General features: G+C 63.6%; 21 protein-coding genes. 11 read left to right on the forward strand and 10 right to left on the reverse strand.

All coding sequences use genetic code 11. The annotated features are described in order from the left end of the window. The first annotated feature begins 321 nt into the window (after positions 1–321). Together PF66_RS09910 and PF66_RS09915 are read left to right on the forward strand one after the other, a co-directional pair. Positions 322–1,524 carry an MFS transporter gene (locus tag PF66_RS09910; protein WP_054062572.1) on the forward strand — a complete coding sequence of 401 codons (1,203 nt, stop codon included), beginning with the start codon at positions 322–324 and terminating at the stop codon, positions 1,522–1,524. Between the two features lie 169 nt (positions 1,525–1,693). After that, on the forward strand, positions 1,694–2,290 hold the full coding sequence (locus PF66_RS09915; RefSeq protein ID WP_054059120.1) for an NUDIX domain-containing protein: 597 nt from the start codon (positions 1,694–1,696) through the stop codon (positions 2,288–2,290). Positions 2,291–2,296: 6 nt separating this feature from the next. Here the strand turns inward: PF66_RS09915 and nadE are convergent, their stop codons facing one another. From nadE to PF66_RS09930, 3 genes are read right to left on the reverse strand one after another with little or no spacing between them, the layout of a single operon-like run. Next, positions 2,297–3,124 carry an ammonia-dependent NAD(+) synthetase gene (gene nadE, locus PF66_RS09920; protein ID WP_054059121.1) on the reverse strand — a complete coding sequence of 276 codons (828 nt, stop codon included), beginning with the start codon at positions 3,122–3,124 and terminating at the stop codon, positions 2,297–2,299. A 1-nt stretch (position 3,125) separates the two neighbouring features. Beyond that, entirely contained in the window at positions 3,126–4,355 is a 1,230-nt protein-coding gene (pncB, locus tag PF66_RS09925; RefSeq protein WP_054059122.1) for a nicotinate phosphoribosyltransferase, read from the reverse strand. A 3-nt stretch (positions 4,356–4,358) separates the two neighbouring features. After that, positions 4,359–5,012 carry an isochorismatase family protein gene (locus PF66_RS09930; protein WP_054059123.1) on the reverse strand — a complete coding sequence of 218 codons (654 nt, stop codon included), beginning with the start codon at positions 5,010–5,012 and terminating at the stop codon, positions 4,359–4,361. Positions 5,013–5,180: 168 nt separating this feature from the next. On the opposite strand from PF66_RS09930, the gene PF66_RS09935 reads away from it, so the two are divergent. The 3 genes from PF66_RS09935 to PF66_RS09945 are packed head-to-tail and all read left to right on the forward strand — an operon-like array spanning position 5,181 to position 6,968. Further along, positions 5,181–5,726 carry an adenylyltransferase/cytidyltransferase family protein gene (locus tag PF66_RS09935; RefSeq protein ID WP_054059124.1) on the forward strand — a complete coding sequence of 182 codons (546 nt, stop codon included), beginning with the start codon at positions 5,181–5,183 and terminating at the stop codon, positions 5,724–5,726. A gap of 1 nt (position 5,727) precedes the next feature. Then, positions 5,728–6,444 (forward strand): NUDIX hydrolase, encoded by a 717-nt coding sequence (locus PF66_RS09940; protein ID WP_054059125.1) that lies wholly within the window; start codon positions 5,728–5,730, stop codon positions 6,442–6,444. Between the two features lie 8 nt (positions 6,445–6,452). Continuing rightward, positions 6,453–6,968, forward strand: coding sequence for an NUDIX hydrolase (locus PF66_RS09945; RefSeq protein WP_054062573.1), 516 nt, complete (start codon positions 6,453–6,455; stop codon positions 6,966–6,968). Here the strand turns inward: PF66_RS09945 and PF66_RS09950 are convergent. From PF66_RS09950 to PF66_RS09960, 3 genes are all read right to left on the reverse strand, one after another. After that, on the reverse strand, positions 6,963–7,805 hold the full coding sequence (locus PF66_RS09950; RefSeq protein WP_054062574.1) for a PhzF family phenazine biosynthesis protein: 843 nt from the start codon (positions 7,803–7,805) through the stop codon (positions 6,963–6,965). The genes PF66_RS09945 and PF66_RS09950 overlap by 6 nt on opposite strands. A 66-nt stretch (positions 7,806–7,871) precedes the next feature. Continuing rightward, positions 7,872–8,846, reverse strand: a complete 975-nt coding sequence (gene hemB, locus PF66_RS09955; RefSeq protein ID WP_054056483.1) for a porphobilinogen synthase — start codon at positions 8,844–8,846, stop codon at positions 7,872–7,874. 193 nt (positions 8,847–9,039) lie between these two features. Then, positions 9,040–9,342, reverse strand: a complete 303-nt coding sequence (locus PF66_RS09960; protein ID WP_054056482.1) for a hypothetical protein — start codon at positions 9,340–9,342, stop codon at positions 9,040–9,042. Between the two features lie 196 nt (positions 9,343–9,538). Between PF66_RS09960 and PF66_RS09965 the strand changes: the two genes are divergently transcribed. After that, complete coding sequence (locus PF66_RS09965; protein WP_054056481.1) at positions 9,539–9,853, forward strand: hypothetical protein; 315 nt, start codon at positions 9,539–9,541, stop codon at positions 9,851–9,853. Between the two features lie 232 nt (positions 9,854–10,085). On the opposite strand, the gene rtcA is transcribed toward PF66_RS09965, so the two are convergent. The 4 genes from rtcA to PF66_RS09990 all read right to left on the reverse strand — a co-directional run bounded on the left by rtcA (position 10,086) and on the right by PF66_RS09990 (position 15,198). Continuing rightward, complete coding sequence (gene rtcA, locus PF66_RS09975; protein ID WP_054056480.1) at positions 10,086–11,105, reverse strand: RNA 3'-terminal phosphate cyclase; 1,020 nt, start codon at positions 11,103–11,105, stop codon at positions 10,086–10,088. 12 nt (positions 11,106–11,117) lie between these two features. Further along, positions 11,118–11,906 (reverse strand): nucleotidyltransferase domain-containing protein, encoded by a 789-nt coding sequence (locus PF66_RS09980; protein WP_054056479.1) that lies wholly within the window; start codon positions 11,904–11,906, stop codon positions 11,118–11,120. 127 nt (positions 11,907–12,033) lie between these two features. Continuing rightward, complete coding sequence (locus PF66_RS09985) at positions 12,034–13,260, reverse strand: RtcB family protein (RefSeq protein ID WP_054062576.1); 1,227 nt, start codon at positions 13,258–13,260, stop codon at positions 12,034–12,036. 390 nt (positions 13,261–13,650) lie between these two features. After that, positions 13,651–15,198: a TROVE domain-containing protein gene (locus tag PF66_RS09990; RefSeq protein ID WP_054056477.1), complete on the reverse strand. Its 1,548-nt coding sequence runs from the start codon at positions 15,196–15,198 to the stop codon at positions 13,651–13,653. Between the two features lie 204 nt (positions 15,199–15,402). Here PF66_RS09990 and rtcR point away from each other — a divergent pair, with 204 nt between their 5' ends. The 5 genes from rtcR to PF66_RS10015 all read left to right on the forward strand — a co-directional run bounded on the left by rtcR (position 15,403) and on the right by PF66_RS10015 (position 22,125). Then, a complete protein-coding gene (gene rtcR / locus PF66_RS09995; protein ID WP_054062577.1) occupies positions 15,403–17,010 on the forward strand; it encodes an RNA repair transcriptional activator RtcR in 1,608 nt (535 codons plus the stop codon). Positions 17,011–17,184: 174 nt separating this feature from the next. Further along, complete coding sequence (locus PF66_RS10000) at positions 17,185–17,628, forward strand: CBS domain-containing protein (RefSeq protein ID WP_054056475.1); 444 nt, start codon at positions 17,185–17,187, stop codon at positions 17,626–17,628. Positions 17,629–17,998: 370 nt separating this feature from the next. Beyond that, complete coding sequence (locus PF66_RS10005) at positions 17,999–18,589, forward strand: histidine phosphatase family protein (protein WP_239687877.1); 591 nt, start codon at positions 17,999–18,001, stop codon at positions 18,587–18,589. A 282-nt stretch (positions 18,590–18,871) separates the two neighbouring features. Continuing rightward, a complete protein-coding gene (gene arnT / locus PF66_RS10010; RefSeq protein ID WP_054062578.1) occupies positions 18,872–20,563 on the forward strand; it encodes a lipid IV(A) 4-amino-4-deoxy-L-arabinosyltransferase in 1,692 nt (563 codons plus the stop codon). Further along, positions 20,560–22,125 (forward strand): ArnT family glycosyltransferase, encoded by a 1,566-nt coding sequence (locus PF66_RS10015; RefSeq protein ID WP_054062579.1) that lies wholly within the window; start codon positions 20,560–20,562, stop codon positions 22,123–22,125. The genes arnT and PF66_RS10015 overlap by 4 nt, the downstream gene beginning before the upstream one ends. Positions 22,126–22,161 lie beyond the last annotated feature (36 nt).

Below are 22,161 nucleotides of genomic sequence, written 5' to 3' on the forward strand. Positions count from 1 at the left end.
TTCTTGGGTGTGAGGTGGAACATTGAGGGCGATACTAAACAAGTGTTCAGTAGAGTCGCAATCGCTTGAAGTCCTTCATTCAATTTCTTGGAATATTCATCAATCTATTGATTTATATGAATTTATCTTGATGAAAAAGCCTGCCGGCAGGGGAAGTTGTTACATCTTCGAACAACTCGCTGGAGGGGTTGACCGGGGGCCGTCAGCAGCAGACCAAAGAACATCAACACCGCTGATATCAACTATTCCTGCCACCGCCTTACACCGCCTCGGCCCAATCACTAAACTGCCCTACCCGTCCCGTTCCAGAGCTTCCCGACCATGTCGACCCACCCCCACGCCACGCCCGTGATGACCCGCGCCCTGGTGATGCTGTTCGCCTTCTGCTGCGGTGCCATCGTGGCCAACATCTACTACGCCCAGCCGATCATCGAACTGATCGCCCCGGACCTGGGCATCTCCGCCCACAGCGCCAGCCTGATCGTCTCCCTGACCCAGATCGGCTATGCCCTGGGGCTGTTCTTCCTGGTGCCGCTGGGTGACCTGCTGGAGAACCGCAAGCTGATGATCGCCACCGTGGTGGTCTCGACCCTCAGCCTGGTGGCCGCCGGCCTGTCGCGACAGCCCGGTGTGTTCCTGATGGTGTCGCTGCTGATCGGCTTCAGTTCGGTGTCGGTGCAGATCCTGATTCCCCTGGCCGCGCACCTGGCCCCGGAGGCGTCCCGCGGGCGGGTGGTCGGCGGGATCATGGGCGGCCTGCTGCTGGGCATCCTGCTGGCCCGGCCGCTGTCGAGCGTGGTGGCCGACCACTTCGGCTGGCGCACGGTGTTCATCGGTGCCGCGGTGTTGATGCTGTTCATCATGCTGGTGATCCTGACCACCATGCCCAGGCGCCAACCCAGCCACAGCGCCACCTACGGGCAACTGCTCGGTTCACTGGGCAAGCTGTTCCGTGACCAGCCGGTGCTTCGCCAGCGGGCCTGGTACCAGGGGTTGATGTTCGCCACCTTCAGCCTGTTCTGGACCGCCGTGCCGCTGGAGTTGTCACGGGTCCATGGCCTGTCGCAGTCGCAGATCGCGCTGTTCGCCCTGGTCGGCGCGATGGGCGCGATTGCCGCGCCACTGGCCGGGCGCCTGGCGGATGCCGGACACACCCACCGCGCCTCACTGCTGGCGATGCTGCTGGCGACCCTGAGCTTCGTTCCGGCGCTGGTTCACCCGGCCTATAGCGTGATCGGCCTGGCCGTGACCGGCGTGCTGCTGGACTTCGCCGTGCAGATGAACATGGTGCTCGGCCAGCGCTCGGTGTATGCCCTGGATGCGGCCAGCCGCGGGCGGCTCAATGCGCTGTACATGACCAGCATTTTCATCGGCGGTGCCATCGGTTCGGCAGTGGCCAGCAGTTTGTACGAGCAAGGTGGCTGGGCGGCGATCATGGCGCTGGGCAGCGCCCTGCCGCTGGTGGCGCTGCTGAGCTTCCTGGTGGTGGCCGGTCGGCAGAAACGGCTGGCTGCGGTGGCCTGACCATCGGGATTGGTGGTGACCGGTCTTTGGCTTTCGCGGATGAATCCGGCTCCCGGTTTTGTGGCGCACACAGGATTTGGGCTCGGCACGTCATTCGCGAAGGCGCCCCCCCACAGCCACCACCGAATCCAAGTATGATCGACATTTTGCTCACCACAGGGCGTGGATCATGACCGCAACGAAAGACCGGGTTCGCATCGTCGACAGCACCGTCCTCTCCGACGACTGGTACCTGCTGAAGAAAACCACCTTCGATTTCCTGCGCAGCGACGGCACCTGGCAACGCCAGAGCCGCGAGACCTATGACCGTGGCAATGGCGCGACCATCCTGCTGTTCAACCGGGAAAAACGCAGCGTGGTGCTGACCCGCCAGTTCCGCTTCCCAGTGTTCGTCAACGGCCATGACGGCATGCTGGTGGAGGCCGCCGCCGGCCTGCTGGAGAACGCCTCGCCCGAAGAGCGGATTCGCGCCGAGGCCGAGGAGGAAACCGGTTACCGGGTGCAGCATGTGCAGAAGATCTTCGAGGCCTACATGAGCCCCGGCTCGGTCACCGAAAAGCTGCACTTCTTCCTGGGCGAGTATGACGGCGACAGCAAGGTCGGCCATGGCGGCGGCCTGGAGGCCGAGGGTGAAGACCTGGAGGTCCTGGAGCTGTCCCTGGAAGATGCCCTGGCGGCAGTAAGGCGCGGGGAAATCGTCGATGCCAAGACCATCATGCTGTTGCAGTACGTGGCCTTGAACAACACCCTCGATACCCCGCGCTGATCCACCTCAGACCGGCGAGTACGGCAAGGCCCGCTTGTGCGCGGTCCGGGCGTAAGCCGCTTCGATGATTGCACTGACCTGCGCCGCCACCGGCTCGCCCAACAGGTAGGCGTCGATCTCGGCGTAGGTGCAGCCATAGGCGGCTTCGTCCGGCTTGCCCGGCACCAGCTCCTCCAGGTCCGCCGTCGGCGTCTTGAACACCAGGTGCTCCGGTGCGCCCATGGCCGACGCCAGCCGACGCACCTGGCCCTTGGTCAGGCCCGACAGCGGCGCCAGGTCGCAGGCCCCATCACCGAACTTGGTGAAGAAGCCCATCAGCGCCTCGGCGGCATGATCGGTGCCCACCACCAGCCCGTCGACGAAATTGGCCAGCGCATACTGGGTCATCATCCGCGCCCGGGCCTTGACGTTGCCCTTGACGAAATCCACCCGGGCCGGGCTGGCTTGCAACGCCTCGACGTCGAGGCTGTCCATCAGCCCCTCGACACAGGCCGAGATATTCGCGCTGCTGATCTCGTCCGGCCGGATGAACGCCAGGGACGCCTGGGCATCGCTTTCGTCGGCCTGGGACCGGTACGGCAGGCGCATGGCGATGAAACGTGCCGCCACGCCCTCCTCGCGCAACTGCTCGACCGCCAGTTGGCACAGCCGGCCGGCGGTCAGCGAATCGACCCCGCCACTGATGCCGAGCACCAACGCCCGGCAGCCGGAACGCTTGAGCGTCGCCTTGATGAAGTCGATACGCCGGGCCAGTTCCACGGCCTCGTCACCACCGGCCAGTTGCCGGTTCACGCCGAGTGCCTGGGCAATACGATCCTGAGTCGCGGTTCCCATCTCACACCTCCAGTTGCCGATTGATTTCAGTCACCTTGAACACCTGCGCCGCGTAGCGCAGGAACGACGGGTCTTCACAGACGTTCTTCACCGGGTCGTCGGAGAACTTCACCACCGGTTCGCCGTGCACCCGCACCAGCTTCATCACGATGCTCAGCGGTTCGACACCCTCGACGTCGCACGCCAGGCTGGTGCCCATGCCGAAGCCGAAACGTGCCTTGCCCCGCACATGGCGCATGATCGGCAGGCACTTCTCGAAGTCCAGGCCATCGGAAAACATCAGTTCCTTGCTCATCGGATCGATGCCCAACTGCCGGTAGCGCGCCAGCACCTTGTCGGCCCAGACCAGCGGATCACCGGAGTCCTGCCGCAGGCCGTCGTAGAGCTTGGCGAAGTACAGGTCGAAGTCCTTGAGGAAAAAGTCGGTGCTGATGCAGTCGGTCAGGGCGATCCCGAGCCGGCCGCGATACTCGCGTACCCAGTTTTCCAGGGCTGCGTTCTGGCTTTCGCGCAGGCGACCGAGTTGCTGGTGCACCATCAGCCACTGGTGGGCCATGGTGCCGATCAGCGGCAGGTCGAACTCGTAGGCCAGATGGGCGTTGCTGGTCCCGACGAACACCCCGGGGAAGTCGCGGCGCATGATGTCCACCACCTCGCGCTGGGCGCGGAACGACAGCCGCCGGCGGGTCGAAAAGTCCGACACCCGCAGGTCGGCCAGTTCCTCGCGGCTGAGGTTCTTCTCCAGCCATTCGAACTTCTGGTAGAGCTTGCGGCTGACGTCCTCCAGCAGCACATCCGGGTACTTCTCGCGGTTGCGCAACTCGCTGACCAAGGCCAGCACCGGCTGCTCGAACATGATGCAGTGCAGCATTGGCCCGCGGACGCGGATAGCCAGTTGCCCATCCACTTCGCTGACGTGGATGTAGCGCAGGTTGAAGCGGAACAGGCCGAGGAACTGCTCGAAGTCCGCCGTCAGGTACTCGCGAAACCGCCGGTTGAACAGGAAGCGCAGCTCGCCTTCGCGCATCTGCAGGCCGGCGAGCTTTTCCAGCTCGGTGCGCACTTCGGGAATCAGGTGGCCGAGCTTCTCCCGGGAACGGACGATGAACTGGTATTCCACCTCGACGTTGGGGTGCTGGTGCAACACCGCCTGCATCATGGTGAAGGTGTAGTAGTCGGTATCCAGCAAGCCCTGGATGACGCCGCCTTCGCGGTTGAATGCGCTTTCCATGAATTACTCCTTGTGGCCGGTCGCACGGACCAGTTGTTCGCGACTGTTGACGACTTCGATACGCGCCTGCTGCAGGTCGTGGATGGCCTGCTGCGCGCCCTCGGCGCTGATGGCCCGGCAGGCCGGCAGGTAGACGATGACCTTGAAACCGGCCCCCGCCAGTTGCAGCGCGGTGGTCTTGACACAGAAGTCCAGGGCCAGGCCGCCGACGATCACCTGTTGGACCCCGCGGGCATTGAGGTACTCGATCACCCCCGTGGAGAGCTGGTGGTAGAGGTCATGGAAACAGGCCCCGTAGGGGTGCAGCGCCGGCTCCACGCCCTTCCAGACGAAGTAGTCGTAGTCCTGGGGCGCCGGCAGTTCGTCAAGCAGGGTGAAACCTTCGGTACCGGGGACGCAGTGGCTGACCCAGGTCAGGTCGGCATGTTCCAGGCCGGTGGGCTTGAGCATGTCCTCGTGGGACTCGACCACCCAAGGCGCCTGGGGACTGTGGGCGTCCTTGCTGCCGACGCGGATCCCGGCCAGCGAGGCCATGAAGTTCAGCTCGGCACCGATCAGGTGGCCACCGACGACCGGCAGTTCATCCGGGCAGAGTGGCGTGAAGCCCTTTTGGGCATCGACATCGAAGGCGGCGGTCGTGATCACTTGAGCAGTCATGGCAGGTTCTCCCTTTGCGATGAGACAAAGGTACATGTCATGTACTTTCAAATCAAGCCCGATTTCAAAAATATTCAGATCACCCATTTAAAAGCTACAAACCGCGAGGAACCCTTCTTGACCAATAAGTACATGACAAGTACTTTTAAGAAAAAGGAGATACCTTCCATGTACGAGCTCGCAATTTATGGCGGCGCCTTCAACCCGCCCCACGCCGGTCACGCCCAGGTCATGATCGAGGCTTCGCGCCATGCACGTTCAGTGTGGGTGGTGCCCTCCTTCAGGCACCCCCATGGCAAGCGCATGGCCGAATACGAGCGGCGCCTGGGCTGGTTGCAGGCAATCGTCGAACAGGTGCGGCCGGCCTGCGCCTCGGCGATCTCGGTGAGCCGGATCGAGCAACAGTTGGCCCGACTGACCGACGCACCGATCTACAGCTATGGGCTGCTCTGCACCCTGGCCGACATCACCAGACTGCCAACCCGACAGATCGCCCTGGTGGTCGGGCATGACGTCGCCGCGCAACTGCCGGACTTCCATCTGGGTACGCAACTGCTCGAACGGTTTTCGGTGCTGTGCGTGGATGAACAGGTGGGAGTGCGCAGCACCCTGCTGCGCGAACGGCTGGCCCTGGGCGAGACACTGCCCGCCCACTGGATGGCACCGGGGATGAATCCGGTAGACTACGGACTCTATGCCGCACACAGGAACTGACATGCCGGACCCGATCCCCAGCTCACCGAAGAAAAGCGACTACCTGCACACCGTCGACCTGTGCGTGCTTTTCTACTGCCGCGAGACGCAGGCGCTGCAGATCCTGCTGCACAAGCGCGAGGCCGAGCCGTTCCAGGGCCATTGGGCGCTGCCCGGCCTGGTGGTCAACGGCGCGGTGCCCGACCTGACACTGGCCGACGCGGTGGAACGCCTGCGCGCCAGCGACAAGGTCAACCTGCCGCTGGCCTGGATCGAACAGGTCGGTACCGTCGGCGATGCCTTCCGCGATCCCCGCTGCTGGTCCTCCTCGACCTACTACCTGGCGATCGTCGCCGAACCGCCGAGCCTGAACGAACACCAGGCCTGGTTCGCCCTCGACAGCGTTGCCGACGGCTCGTTGCGCCTGCCGTTCGATCACAACACGCTGGTGGCGGCGACCCAGGAACGCCTGCTGTCCAAGTCGCTCTACAGCAGCCTGCCGTTGACCTTCCTCGGCGCCGAGTTCAGCGCCCCCGAGGCCACTGCGATCTTTTCGCTGGTGCTGGCGCGCCCGGTGCTCAAGACCAGCACCCGCCAGCGCCTGCTGAAGATGACCGAAGCCGGTTACCTGCGCGAAACCGGGCGCAAGAAACAGGGGGACGGCGGCCGCCCGCAGGCCACCCTGGAAAACCTCAAGCCCGGTGCCCTCTACCTGTTCGACCGCTGTTTCCTGGAGTGAAAGCCCGCATGAAGCCCGATACCGAATCCGAATGCCTGTTGCACACGCCCTACTTCGACGTGGTCAAGCAAGGCGGCTATTTCATCGTCAAGGAACGCCAGGCCATCAACGGCGTGGTGGCGATCCCGGTGATGCCCGACGGACGCCTGATGCTGGCGGTGCTGCAGCGCCGGGCCATCGGCGCGCAATCCATCGAGTTTCCCCGTGGCGCGATCGACCCGGGCGAGACCGCCCGCGATGCCGCGGCCCGCGAGCTGCTGGAGGAGACGGGCTGGCCGGCGCGCAATGTCACGGAGCTGGGGTTGCTGCACAGCAACACCTCACTGATCGCCAGCGCAGTGGCCGTGTGCAAAGTGGACATCGAGGGGGCGGCCAGCGAAAGCACCGATGGCGAAGTCGACAAGGTACTGTTCGTCACCCGACAGGAACTGATGGCGATGATCGCCGCGGGCAGGATCACCGACGGCCACACCCTGTCGGCCGCCATGATGCTGGTCGCCCAGGCTCCCGGCCCGACGTTATAGCGTCACGCTGCCGCTGATGCAGGTCACGGCGGCACCGCCGACCCAGATCTCGTCGCCGACCTGCTCCACCCGGACCCGCCCGGCACGCCCCATCGCCGTACCCTGGCTGACCCGATAGGACTGCGGCGCCCGCCCCTCGCCCAGCAGCCAGCGGGCGATGCCGGCGTTGAGGCTGCCGGTGACCGGGTCCTCGGGCATGCCGTCGCCGGCGATGAAGGCCCGCACCTCGAACTGGCACTCATCGCCATCGAGTTCCGGATGCCAGGGCGCAACGACACCCACGGTCAAGCCTGCCAGTTGCACGTAGTCGGGCCTGATCGCCAGCACCCGCCTCCGGTTGGGCAACATCAGCACCATCCAGTCCGCCCCGTTGTCGACCCACTGGGCCTCGAGCACGTCTTCAGGCGCCAGGCCAAGGCCCAGTCGGGCCCGCTCGCGCAGTTCCGGCTCGACCGGGCCGGCACGCAGCAGCGGTGGCGCAAGAAACGCCAGGTCCTCGCCCTGGCGGCGAATCCGTACCAGGCCGACGCCACACTCCTGGATGATCTCGTCGCCCCTGGGGACACCGCCGGCCTCCAGCCAGGCATGACAACTGCCCAGCGTCGGGTGGCCGGCAAAGGGCAGTTCCCGGGTGGAGGTGAAGATCCGCACCCGATAGTCCGCCCGCGGGTCGCGGGGTACCTGCAGGAAGGTGGTTTCGCTGAGGTTGGTCCAGGTCGCGAAGGCCTGCATCTGCTCGTCGGTCAACGCATCGGCGGCGAACACCACGGCCAGCGGATTTCCCTTGAGGGGTTGGCGACTGAACACATCCAGTTGCTTGAAATCGTGCTGGCTCATGGCGCTACTCCCTGTCGAAAGAACGTGATCGGTGGTCAGTGCGCCATTTCAACACACAACCCTCGTTCAAATCCCGTCGCGGGCAATGTCCATCGCAAAGTAGGTCAGGATGATATCGGCGCCGGCGCGCTTGATCGCCCCCAGGCTCTCGCGCACCACGCGATGCTCGTCGACGGCACCGGCCTGGGCGCCGAACTTGATCATCGCGTATTCACCGCTGACCTGGTAGGCCGCCAGCGGCAGGCGCGAGGCTTCGCGGATATCGCGGATGATGTCGAGGTAGGCCCCGGCCGGCTTGACCATCAGCGCGTCAGCGCCTTCCTGCTCGTCCAGCAGCGACTCGCGCACCGCTTCGCGGCGGTTCATCGGGTTCATCTGGTAGGCCTTGCGATCACCTTTCAGCGCGGTGCCACCGGCTTCGCGGAACGGCCCGTAGAGGGCCGAGGCGAACTTGGTCGAATAGGCCATGATCGAGGTATCGAGAAAGCCGGCGGCATCCAGCGCACCGCGGATGGCCTGGACCTGGCCATCCATCGCCGCGGACGGCGAGATGAAATCGGCCCCCGCCTGGGCCGCGACCACCGCCTGGCGGCCGAGATTGCGCAGAGTCGCGTCATTGTCCACCGCATCGCCATGCAGCACGCCGCAATGACCGTGGGAGGTGTACTCGCAGAAACAGGTATCGGACATCACCACCATTTCCGGCACGGTATCCTTGCAGATCCGCACCATGCGCGCCACCAGGCCCTGCTCGTTCCAGGTGTCGCTGCCATCCGCGTCGAGGTGGTGAGACACCCCGAAAGTCATCACCGACTTGATCCCGGCACGGGCGTAGCGCTCGATCTCGCTCGCCAGCTTCTTCTCGGGAATCCGCATCACCCCGGGCATGCTGGTGATGGGTACGAAATCATCGATGCCCTCCTCGACGAAGATCGGCAGGACCAGGTCGTTGAGGCTGAACTCGGTTTCCTGGAACAGGCCGCGCAGGCTTTCGTTACGGCGCAGGCGACGCAGGCGCGTGGTCGGGAATAGCTGTGACATGGAATTTCCCAAAGCAGATTCAGAGACGGATTCAGAGGCTGCCGAGCTTAGGTCAATCGACCAGCGGTTTACACCGGCAGATCAGGAAAGCTCTATTGCACCCCCTGCAACAGTCTGCCGCCCACAAGACCCGCGGCACCAGCGGTTTTCACCGCGAAATCAAGACTTGCCGGTCATTTTCCGGCCATCCGGCCTATTGGCCAAACCGCCAGCGGTGGTGAATTTGCAACATGTAGTGCGATAAAAAAATCACTACAAAACCATTGACGGGCGCTTTTTGCCCTTGCATGATGAAGCCACTCCCCGATCGGGAGTGCTGCAAAAGCTGTTGTGACAACAGGCTCGACAAGCCGTCGAGCTGTTCCGGATCTGTACTGCCCACAAGGCAGATTGATGAAGCTGACCTGTCGTGATCGTCCCAACGGGCGAGAAGCACCGGCCTAACATCCTCAAAATGCTTGTGGCTGACTTCGTTACTGTCGTCGGCGCCGTTCAAGGATCGCGCTGCTGCTTCTTTTCGTCGAGACGTCCTGTGTAGCGGGCCTGAACCCACGCTACACGAATCATCACCAGGGCTGGCGCCACATTCCACGGGCAGTATTGCCCGCATGCGGCACCTCAGCAATTCGCCGTCTTGGCAACGATACACGCGTAAACCAGACAGATTAACGAGTGGTCAAAGGGGCTTTAACATGAATCTGAACAATCATCCAACTCTCGATCAACTGGCTGAACTGTTCGCATCCCGCAAGGACAGCCACGACGACCATATCCTCTGGATCAGCGAAACCGGAGAGGTAAGGCTCGATCGCCGCGCGTCCCATGTCGACGAGCAGCATTTCAGCCGCGCCCAGCCCAACCTGCTGGCCTGCCTCGTGATGTACCGTCGCGGTCAGGGCTACACCGGGAAAAAGGCGGCGGCGGACAAGGACTTCATGGGCCGCGTCATGCAGTCCCTGAAGGCCGAATGGGCCTCCCACCATCACGCGCTGGCCAAGAGCGCCTGACGGCCTGAGCCATCGAGCCCACCCATGATGGGTGGGCTCACTCCCACCGACGTGCAAAAATCCAGAGTCCTGCCGGATTTGCCCAGCTCAGCGTAGCGCCTCTCTTCCACACTGAAGTCATTGCCGATCACCTGCGGCCCGATTCCATCGAGGAGAACCCCACGGGCGGCCGCGCCTTCGCCCCCAGGGCCTGCCACCGGTCAGTTCCGGCGCCAGCGGCAGCCGCGCTTAGTCAGGCCCGACACTCGACGTGCAGCACACCGTCCGCGCCTGACGTGCAGCGCATTTCCAGTGGCAGGAAGGCTTCGATCACCCGCATGTTGCTCTGCAGGTGCCCGGTCATCTGCGGCGTGGTAAAACTCCCACCGCCCGCCATCGCCATGGGCAGTAGCAGTTGATCGGCCAGATGCTCGCCCACCGCCGCCTTGCTGTTCAACCAATGCCGTGCCGCGTCGACCGCCGCATCGGCGACCGCCTCGGAGCGCACGTTGAACTGCCCGAAGGCGCAGAACACCTCGCTCAACCGCTCGCAGCGAAACTCCAGCAACAACACGTTGCCAGGGCTGTCCGCCGCGATACGCTCCGTGCGACAGGCCTCTTCGGGCAAGTGCAGGCGCTTCGCTACCCGGGCCAGCTCACGCTGGGCAACGTCTTCGACAATACCGCCGAGCAGCACCCGCGCATCACGCGCCAACACTTCACCGCGCTCGGTCAGGTACAAGGGCTGCAAGGTGGAAGGCTGGACGAACACTTCCAGTTCGCCACCCCCGGCCGGCACGAAGCCGTGGCGCAGCAGTTGCAACTCGACCTTTGCGCCCATCCGCCGCAGCAGCGGCAACCAGGCGCGCTCGAGGAACTCGTATGGCGGTGCCAACGGGTTGTGGGTTCCACCACTGATCAGCACCCGGCTAGGCTCCGGCGCCCGCAGCAAGGCCGGCAGCAAGGTCTGCAACACCAGCGAACAACTCCCGGCCGTACCGATGGCAAAGCGGAAATCCCCGCCCCGAATCGCCCCCGGCTCGAAATACAGGCTTTGCGAACCCAACTGTGCGCCTTCCACCTGAGCCCCACAAACCTCGGCAGCCGCCAGCACCGCCGTCAGGTGCTGACGCAGCAGGCCGGGCCGGCTGCGCCGTGCCCGAATGTTACCGATACGCAGTGCCCGCCCGGTCAACATCGACAGGCTCAGGCCGCTGCGCAACACCTGGCCGCCGCCCATGGCGCCGTCCAGTTCGATCATGTCCTTTTTCATAGGCTTCCTGAATCATGCATAAGTACGGACCATCTCCCTCAGGTAGTGGTCCAGTCGTTCACTGTTCTCATGGGTGCGCGGCAAGACCGGCACCGGCCGCTCCAGTTGCGCCTCGATGAAGCCGTGCAACGCCGGGCGACGCGGGCCATGGGCGGCCTCGTCGGCGCTGCGCTTGAGTTGCAGCAACTCATCGACTTCCGCCAGCAGCATCGGATCGTCGACCGTCCCGAGCAGCGCATCGAAGGTCATCGGCGGCCGCCCCCGTCCCAGGTCAATCCAGCGCACCGCCAGCAGGGGCCGCAGCACGTAGAAGTACTTCTTGAAGCGCACCGTTTCCCCTTGCAGGTAGCCACGAAAATTCTTCCTGGCCATCGACAGGTAGTGATTGCGCGCGGCGGGCGGGCTGTAGAACGCCTCGGCCAATTCACGCAACGAACGGGTCGCGGCCTCCTCACGGCGATACACCAGGGGCGAATCGAGCCATTCGAGCAGGGTCGGGTTGGACTTGCGCAGCAACCCCAGGGTCTTGCGCAACTCCCAGCCACCGATATCCAGCTCATCGTCCAGCGGCCGCTCGATCACATCCCGTGCCTCGTTGACCTGGATGAACCAGTCCGGCTTTTCCACATAGACGAAGCGCACATCGTAATCGCTGTCCGTCGAGGAAAAACCCCAGGCGCGGCTGCCCGATTCGCAGGCATACAGCACCTTCACATTGCGCTCGCGCTCTATCCGCGCCAGCTCCTGCAACACCCGGGCACGCATGGCGTCATCCAGCGGGTGGCGTTCGAAGTGTTCCATTTCCCTATCCTTTCAACCGGTTGCACTGGCAACCCATGCACTCAACAGGCGCCGCCCCGTCCAACATGATCTTCATCCTTCTTTTGCAACGGAGCAGAGTCCCCCTGGGCAACCCCATCCCCTTGCCCTACCCCTTCACACAAACCACCTGCCGCAAGGTATGCAGCACTTCCACCAGCTCACGCTGGGCGTGCATCACCTGGTCGATGTCCTTGTAGGCCATCGGGATCTCGTCGATCACCGCTTCGTCCTTGCGGCACTCCACATGGGCCGTCGCGCGGATCTGGTCTTCGACCGTGAACATCTGCTTGGCCTTGGTCCGGCTCATGACCCGCCCGGCACCATGGCTGCAGGAGCAGAACGATTGCTCGTTACCCAACCCGCGAACGATGAAGCTCCTGGCCCCCATGGAACCGGGAATGATCCCCAATTCACCCTTCTTCGCCGAGACCGCGCCCTTGCGGGTCACCAGCACCTCTTCACCGAAATGCCGTTCCTTCTGCACGTAGTTGTGGTGGCAGTTCACCGCCTCCAGCGCCACGTCGAACGGCTTGCGAATCACCTGGCGCGTGGCGGCGATCACCGCCTCCATCATCACCGCACGGTTCTGCCGGGCGAAGTCCTGGGCCCAGGCGACCGCTTCGACGTAGTCGTCGAAGTGCTGGCTGCCTTCCTCGAAGTACGCCAGGTCCCGGTCCGGCAGATTGGCGATGTGTCCGCGCATATCGGCACGGGCCAGTTCGATGAACAGGTTGCCGATAGCGTTACCGACACCACGCGAACCGCTGTGCAACATGAACCAGACCCGGTTCGCCTCATCCAGGCAGACCTCGATGAAGTGGTTACCCGACCCCAGGGTTCCCAGGTGCTTGCGATGGTTGGCGTTCTTCAGTTTCGGGTACTTGTCGGCAATGGCCTTGAACCGCGGCTCCAGCTCCGACCAGGCCAGGTCGGCCACACTCGGTACCTCTTCCCAGGCGCCTTTATCACGGCCACTGCGTGGGCTGGTACGACCATGGGGAACTGCCCGCTCGATGGCGCTACGCAGGCCCTGCAAGTTGTCCGGCAGGTCGCTGGCGGTCAGCGAGGTGCAGGCAGCAATCATCCCGCAGCCGATATCCACGCCCACCGCCGCCGGGATGATCGCGCCCACCGTCGGGATCACGCTGCCGATGGTCGACCCCTTGCCCAGGTGCACATCGGGCATCACCGCCATGTGCTTGAAGATGAACGGCATCTTCGCCGTGTTCATCAGTTGCTGGCGAGCCTCGGGCTCGACCGGAACCCCCTGGGTCCAGAGTTTGATCGGTTTGCCGTTGGCGACTTCGAGCAAGGTGTAGGTCTGGTCTTGCATATTCTTCATTTCCTGATGGCCGCAACTTCGGCCTTGTCCTGGTTTGACGGCGACAACGAGGGGTGAAACCTGCACCACGCTCTGCCATTGAGCTATCACCTTGCGGTGTACGGGAATCGAACCCGCGACCACGGCGTACTGTAGTTCCACCGGCATTCGCCGGGTAAATCATCAAAAGGGTGGTACGACAAGGGAAGTGACTGATCCGTGTTGCCACGGGCCGGATTCAGACCGGCATTCAGATGTACAGCCACTGGCATTCGTACCTTTCGTGACAACCGACAAGAGGGTGATGAGACGTCTTTGGATGTAGTCCCACCGGCATTCGGTTGCCGCGAAATTCAACAGGGTCGCGCCCTGCCCATCACGGGCGAGCAGGCTTTCCTTCGTTCAGATCGGCAGTTCGTCGATCACCTGCACCCAGTGCCGCGCACTGTAGGTGCCGGCGGTGAACTGGTCGATGACATCGAACACCGCGTCACTGAAACCGCCGACATTGAGGATGTCCGGCCGATCCGGTGCCTGGGTGCTCGCCCCGGGCTGCAGGTCGATGCAGATCAGGCGCGCATCGGGGTTGATCCGGCGCAGACGCTCCCACTGCAACAGGGTTTCACTGGCGCCATAACGGCGATCATCGATCCAGGATTCGTTGTCCGAGACCAGGATCAGGGTATCAACCCTGGCCTTTTCACGAACCAACTGTGCCAGGGGCGCCGAACAGCAGGTTCCCCCGCCACCGATCGCGGCCAGTTTCTGGGCATTGCTCATGACGCTGTCGCGCGGGTTGAGCTGCACCTTCACCACCTCGTTTTCAAAGGGCATCACCCTCGCCTGCGGCGTCTTGCGCAGCACGGCAGCCGCGATCATCGCCGCCACATCGATGCAGCGCACCGCCGTGGTCGCCCCCTGGCGATAACCGGTGACCGGGCTGTGCATGGAACCGGAAACATCCGGGCAGACCACCACCGAGCCGCGCAAGGCCGGGACATTGTCCAGCGACAACTCCAGGGCATCCTGCAACGCCTCGCCAATCACCGCCGGCACCTCCTCGCCGATCATCCGGTAGGCCGCGAGCAACTGGTACGGATAAACCCGCGCCTTGGCCACCTCCTCCGGGCTCGACAACCGCGCGGCCACCGCCGCGGCACATCCCGCAACCTTGAAAGCATCGTGGCGGGCCAGGGTGTTCAGGTTCATCCGTAGGGCCTGCCAGCCCATGTTCATCGCCAGCTCCGCCCACTGCTGCGGGTCCAGTGCCTCGTTGCCCAGCAACTGGAACGGTACCTGCGGCAGTTGCCGGCTCGCCCCGCCACGAAACTCCAGCAGCGATCGGGTCAGCGGCGGCAAGGCATCGAACGCCACCGGCTTGCCGATCACCCAGGCGAAGAATGCCTCGCGCCAGGCCTCTGCCGGCTTGGGATGAACCATCTTCAGCACGTCGGCCAGGGACGGCTGGTTACCCACCGAAGCCTGCAGCAACTGTCGCTCGCTGGCGTTGTTCAGCCACTCCTGGACCAATCGCTTGGGCTGCGAGCCCAGCGACTTGCGCCCGGTGACACCGCTGCGCAGGATCTGCACGAAGTTGCGCAGCATCTTGCCGCTGTCCACCACCTGGGCGAATACCACCGGCAGCATCACCGACCGCTGGGCCGCCAGGGCTGCCAGCAGCAAGGCCGGCATATCCTTCATGTGACCGTGCTGGCGAGCGTAGATCGCCGCCTTGGCGACGAAGGCACTGTCGACCTCGGCCACCCGCTTGAGCACTTCGTCCAGCTGACCTTGTGCGCTGGCATGGTAGGTCTGGTTCAGGCAACCGGTCACCGCCAACTGTGCCAGGGCATGGCGAGCCGTGTAGGCGTATGCCGCAGCACCGGAGGCATTGTGGGTATCACAGGCCACAGGCTGGGTGCGGGTCTGGAACAGTTGGGTGTTGGCCATCTTGGCTTCTCGCTCTGTTGTCTCGTTCGTTGCCAGAGATATTGCAGAGCACGTGCCAGCTTTCCAGAACCCGCCCAATATTTTTATAAACAATTGATTTTATTGATAAAAATATTTTAACCCAAAAAAATCCAACTCAATGACCCGACGACCCCGTGATTTTTATTTATCATTGGATATCGTCATTTATCCAAAAAGATAAACATGTCCAGCAAGCGTACGGTCACCATCGGTTTCATCGGTTCCAACCTCGATCGCGTCGGCAAGGGCGCCAACCGCTGGGGGCATTGGCGGCCCAGCATCGGCCTGTGCCAGCAGCCCGACCTGCTGGTCCATCGCTTCGAACTGATCCACGGCACCGATGCCCGCGATGTCAGCCTGGCCGAGCGGATCCGCAACGACATCCGCCAGGTATCGCCGGAAACCGAGGTGCGCCTGCACCCCATGACCCTGCGCAACCCCTGGGATTTCGAGGAGGTGTACGGCGCGCTGGACGACTTCACCAACGCCTACCACTTCGATACCGAGCATGAGGAGTACCTGGTGCATATCACCACCGGCACCCACGTGGCGCAGATCTGTTGGTTCCTGCTGACCGAAGCGCGCTACCTGCCGGCACGCCTGGTGCAGACTTCGCCGGCCCGACGCCTGGACGAAGAGGCCCGGGCCACCGGCACCCACACCCTGATCGACCTCGACCTGTCGCGCTACGACCGGATCGCCAAGCGCTTCAGCGACAGGCGCCTGGAGGGCCTGGCCTTTCTCAAGTCCGGGATCGCCACCCGCAACGCCGCCTTCAACCGCACCATCGAGCAGATCGAGCGGGTCGCCGTGCGCTCACGTGCACCAATGCTGCTGATTGGCCCGACCGGAGCCGGCAAGTCGTTTCTCGCCCGACGCATCTATGAACTCAAGCGCAACCGGCATCAGGTCGAGGGCCGGTTCGTCGAGGTCAACTGCGCCACCCTGCGTGGCGATGGCGCCATGTCGGCGCTGTTCGGCCACACCAAGGGCGCGTTCACCGGCGCGCAGAACAGTCGCGAGGGGCTGTTGCGGGCAGCCGATGGCGGCCTGCTGTTTCTCGACGAAATCGGTGAGCTGGGCCTGGACGAACAGGCGATGCTGCTCAAGGCCATCGAGGAGAAACGCTTCTTCCCGCTGGGCTCGGACAAGGAGGTCGACAGCGATTTCCTGATCATCGCCGGCACCCATCGCGACCTGCGCAGCCGGGTGGCCGAAGGCCTGTTCCGCGAGGACCTGTACGCCCGCATCAACCTCTGGACCTTCGACCTGCCCGGCCTGGCGGACCGCCGCGAAGACATCGAGCCGAACCTGGATTTCGAGCTGGAGCGCCACGCCCGCGAACAGGGCCACCTGGCGCGCTTCAACGTGCAGGCGCGGCGCCGCTACCTGGCCTTCGCCTGCTCCAGCGAAGCGAGCTGGCTGGGCAACTTTCGCGAGCTGTCGGCCTCGATCACCCGCATGGCGACCCTGGCCGACAGCGGGCGTATCGACGAAACCCGCGTCGAGGAGGAGATCGGCCGCCTGCGCCGCGCCTGGGGCCTGAGGGAAGCCACGGACGCCGTGGAGCGCCTGCTCGGCGAGGGCGCCGGGGATATCGACCTGTTCGACCGCCTGCAACTGAAGGCGGTGATCGAGGTCTGCCGCCGTGCCAGCAGCCTCTCGGATGCCGGCCGACAACTGTTCAACGCCTCGCGCCAGGCCAAGGCCAACCCGAACGATGCCGACCGCCTGCGCAAGTACCTGGCACGGTTTGACCTGGACTGGAAACAGCTGAAGGACGACGCTTGAGGGCATTGCGTGGGATAAAGGCGCTCAAATGAGCGGAAAATGACGTTTTTTCGCGTCTGGAGGCCGCTTTCTGTATCGTCCTCGCGGGATCAGTCTACGATTCTGTAAGACCGGTCGCCATGGAGTGTGGCCGCGACACAAGAACCAGATGAAAACCGCAAGAGAGAGCCATCCATGAAGACCGTCGCAGAACTGTTGAAACTCAAGGGTAGCCAGCGCCAGGAGGTTTACACCGTCCGCAACGATCACACCGTGTTCGAGGCGCTGATCAAGATGGCCGAGAAAAACGTCGGTGCCCTGCCGGTGGTCAGCGAAAGTGGCCAGGTGGTCGGCATCATCAGTGAACGCGACTACGCCCGCAAGGTGATCCTGCACGGGCTGAGCTCGGTGACCACCAAGGTCAGCGAGATCATGAATGCCCCGGTCATCACCGTGGACACGCACCAGCGGGTCGAGACCTGCATGGCCATCATGACGGAAAAGCACCTGCGTCACCTGCCGGTGGTGGAAGACGGCCAGCTGATCGGCCTGCTGTCGATCGGTGACCTGGTCAAGGAGGCCATTGCCGAACAGGCCGACCTGATTCGCCAACTGGAACAATACATCCGCGGCGAATAACCGTTTTTTCCACTGAGTTGCCAATGTCGATCCAGCCACGATCGGCATTGGCATGCCGGACATCCCCCCGCAAACCCCTCGCACAAATACTCCCGGATACGGCCCAAAGCCCCGTAAATCCGGGGGAATTCGCGCTTCCAAATTTTTCACAACGCTTTCACTTCGCGCCCACCTGCGCCTCTTTAAATTCCCACTATCGCGATCAGCCCTCCGTGGACGCCTGATCACGAGGGTCATTTACCGGGCCGATGCCCTTTCAAAGTTGCCAGACCAGTCGATGGGGGAATTCGTGGTTATCCTTACTGCCGTCCAATCCGTGTTGCCGCAGCCCCTCAAGCCCCGCGTCAGGTCGGCACTGCTGGCAGTCGGCATGGCCCTGGCTGCCCTGATGGCCACCGGCTTTGCCCTGTGGCCCAGGACCCCCATCGACCTGGCGGTTCGGGATCACCTGCGCAGCACTGGCGTCTATGCGCAATGGAAAGCCGGGGATGTGATCGTACTGGTACGCCACGCCGAGCGCTGCGACCGTTCGAGCAACCCCTGCCTGGGTCCGGAGGATGGCATCACCCGCCTGGGCAACCGCTCCGCCGCGCAGGTGGGCAGGGCCTTTCAGCAGGTCGGCATGAACAACACCGACGTACTGAGCAGCCCGACCACGCGCACCGCCCAGACCGCGCAGGCGATGTTCGGCAAGAGCGCCATCACCGCGGACTGGCTGGTCAGTTGCGGGCCAACCCTGGGACAGGATGCGCTCGCCCACAAGGCGGCTCATCGCAACCTGGTGCTGGTGACCCATAGCGGCTGCATCGACGACCTCGAAAAACAACTGGGTTATCGCCACGTCGCCAAGAGCGAATACACCAGTTCGTTATTTGTCTCGGTAGGTGCCGACGGCCAGCTGAAAATGCTCGGCATTCTGAATGCCGAAGATTGGCCAACCGCCCTCGGCACCAGGATATGAGCGGCATGTAACGGACACTTTGCAATTTTAAACAAGACGACCATGGAACCGGGTCGTCAAATGAATGCATCTTGCTTCGCCCACTTCGGTTGAAGTCTCGCCCGCTGCCAGATCCGGCATTTACGTCTGCGCCACAATCCCCCCCAGGCTCGGTTCCTGTCGTGAACCTGAATCTGTCCGGACAGGCGTGCGCCCATGGTTTGCAGCGTTACCGGTCGGACAACCGCTGTCGCGAATCCTGGTTAAAACCCTTGTGGCGGTAGAGACCGCTAAGGCCGACTCATGAACGCTCACATTCCCCACCTCTCCCCTGCGACGCTCAGGCGCTGGTCGCTGCCGACCCTGATACTCGCCTTCGGACTCTTCTATCTGTTGCCGATGATGTTTCACGGCCTGTGGACCCCCGACGAAACCCGCTACGCCCAGATCAGCCAGGAAATGTTGCTTAGCGGTAACTGGACCGCTCCACATTTCATGGGCCTGCGGTACTTTGAAAAACCCATCGCCGGCTACTGGATGATCGCCATCGGCCAGGCCATCTTCGGCGAAAACCTGTTCGGTGTGCGTGTCGCCTCGGCACTCAGTACCGGGCTCAGCGTGTTGCTGACCTACCTGATCGCCCGCCGCCTGTGGAACGACCCGCGCAAGAGCTTCGCCTCGGCCCTGCTGTTCATGAGCTTCGGCCTGGTCGCCGGACAGGCCGGCTATGCCAACCTCGACCCGCAGTTTACCCTGTGGTCGAACCTCAGCCTGGTCGCTTTCTGGTTCGCCAGCGACAGCCAGCAGCGCCGCCAGCGTCTGTGGGCCTGGGCCGTGCTGGGTCTGGCCTGCGGCATGGGGTTCCTGACCAAGGGGTTTCTGGCCCTGCTGCTGCCGGTGCTGGTCGCCCTGCCCTACATGATCCGGCAGCGCCGCCTGGGTGAGTTGCTGCGCTGCGGTCCGATCGCCGTGGTGGTCGCACTGGCCGTCGCGCTGCCGTGGGTAATGGCGGTCAACGCCCAGGAACCCGACTACTGGAATTTCTTCTTCTGGCACGAGCACATCCAGCGCTTTGCCGGCAACAACGCGCAACACGCACAACCCTGGTGGTTCTACCTGCCGTTGCTGGTGGTGTCGTGCCTGCCCTGGTCGGTGCTGCTGGTGCCGACGTTCAAGCAGGCCTGGCAGCAAAGGCGCCAGGCCGGCATCGGCTTCCTCTGGCTGTGGTTCGCCCTGCCGCTGGCGTTCTTCAGCCTGAGCAAGGGCAAGTTGCCGACCTACATCATGCCCTGCCTGCTGCCGCTGGCACTGATGATGGGCCATGCGCTGATCGATCGGGTGGCCCATGCCGAAGGCCGCATCCTGCGCCTCAACGGCATACTCAACCTGACCCTGGGCGTGGTGGCGCTGGCTGGCCTGCTCGTGCTGCAGGCGACACGCGGCCTCTATGCGAACAGTCATGCCGAGGTGTTCAGCCTGTCGCTGGTGTTCATCATGCTGATGGTCTGGATCATCGCCAATGCCCTGCAGGTTCTGCGCCCCGTGGCGTTCTGGGCAATGCCGGCACTGGGTATCGCCCTGCTGGTAAGCCTGCTGCCGGCCGGCATGCCGGCCAGCGTGGTGAACCACAAGATGCCCGACCAGTTCATCGCCGAACACCTGGATGAACTGCGCCAGACCAGGCGCCTGCTGAGCAACGAGCTGGGCACTGCCGCGGCGCTCTCCTGGCGCCTGCAACGTCCACAGGTCGATTTGTTCAACACCGTCGGCGAACTGAAATATGGCCTGGATTACCCTGATGCGCAGGGGCGCCAGGTCACGCTCGAAAGCGTCGGGCAGTGGATGAGCGAAGCCCGCAGGCAAGGCTCGGTGGGGGTGGTCATGCGCGTCAGGGACACTGCGCAAATGGAGGAGCTCGGACTACTGCCACCCGATGGCAAGCGCTACCACAAGGGTGACAGCGAGATCATTATCTTCCCGCAGACCCGGCCATGAACCTGAGCCACTGGAAAACCGACAGAGGCGCCCTGGCCCTTTTGCTCGGCGTTTCGGCCCTGCTTCTGCTGTCGGGCCTGGGCTCGCGGGAGTTGTGGGGCGCGGAAACCCGCTGGGCAAACATCGCCTTGCAGATGCTGCAGTCGGGCAACTATTTCGACCCGTATCTCAAGGGGCTGCCCTACTACGACAAGCCCCTGCCCTCCTACTGGCTGATCACCGCCAGCGCCAAGCTGCTGGGGGGACTGTGCAACGTTTCGCTGCGCCTGTCCTCGGTGATTGCCGCCTGGCTGAGCGTGTGGCTGGTCTACCTGATCGGTGAGCGCCTGTGGCGCAAGGGTACCGGCCTGGTGGCCGGCTGGATGCTGGCGACGACCTTCTACTTCGTGTTCTGGGCCCGCGTGGCCACCGCCGATATCCTCACGGTGTTCGGTGTACTGGCCGCTGTCTGGTGGTACTGGCGCGACCCGGATGACACGCGCCTGGGACGCTACGCGATGTTTTTCCTGATGCTGGCACTGACCTCGCTGCTCAAGGGCCTGATCGGCTTCGTACTGCCGGGACTGTTATTGCTGCCACACCTGTTGGCCGGGGGCCGCTGGAAGCGCCATCTCAACCTACGGCTGCCGACCGCCCTGCTGGCCGCCCTCGCGCTCTACGCTGTGCCCTTCGTGCTGTCGAACCTGTACGGTGCGCCGACCTACGGCGAGAGTGGTCTGGCACTGGTGTTCAGGGAAAACGTCGTGCGCTTTTTCGATCCTTTCGACCACATGGGCCCGATCTACACCTACCTGATCTACCTGCCGGCCTACACCCTGCCCTGGGCTCCCTGCTGGATGCTGGGCCTGTGGCTGGCACTGCGCCAATGGAAACGGATCGAGCCCAATACCCGCTGGCTGGTCTGGGGCCTGGGCCTGTTGTTCGTGTTCTTCACCGCCAGCGGCAGCCGCCGCAGCTATTACGTGCTGCCGCTGGTGCCGTTCGCCCAGTTGCTGGCGGCCTGGTGGGTGACCCGAAGCATGGCGCAAAGACGCGCCGACGGCAAAGTCAGCGGCCCCGGCTGGGCCAAGGGTTTCGCGGCGGCGGCAGGATTCGTGCTGCTGGTCGTTGGCATCGCCTATCCGTGGAGCAATGGCGGTGGCGGTGCCATGCGTTTCGCCGACGATGTCCAGGCCAAGGCCAGCCAGCGGGCGCCGTGGGACGAATGGCAGATGGTGATGATCGAGGTCGACAACAAGCTGCCGATGTACCTGAACAACCAGGGCAGACCCTTTTACTACGTGCAGGAAAACCAGGATTACCCGCGCAACGGCGACAGCGACGACCTGATCGACTGGCTGGAAAGAACCAGCGGCCGCCGCTGGGACCCGACGCGGACGCTGATCGTCACCAGCTTCCGGGCCGGCGACCCGCTGCCCCTGAACTACCTCGCGGCCGATCATGACGTCGTGCTGACCCAACCCACCAACGGTGCGCGGCTCGCCCATACCCGCGAGGATGGCAGCGTCGCCTATATCCCGCGGCGTGAAGGCCCGCTGGAAACCGTGGGCCGCCCGCAATAGCGGATCGGGCCGGATGCATGCAGCGGCCGGTTCACG

It is taken from the genome of Pseudomonas asplenii, assembly GCF_001293465.1.
In the GTDB taxonomy this organism is placed as follows: Bacteria; Pseudomonadota; Gammaproteobacteria; order Pseudomonadales; family Pseudomonadaceae; genus Aquipseudomonas; species Aquipseudomonas fuscovaginae_B.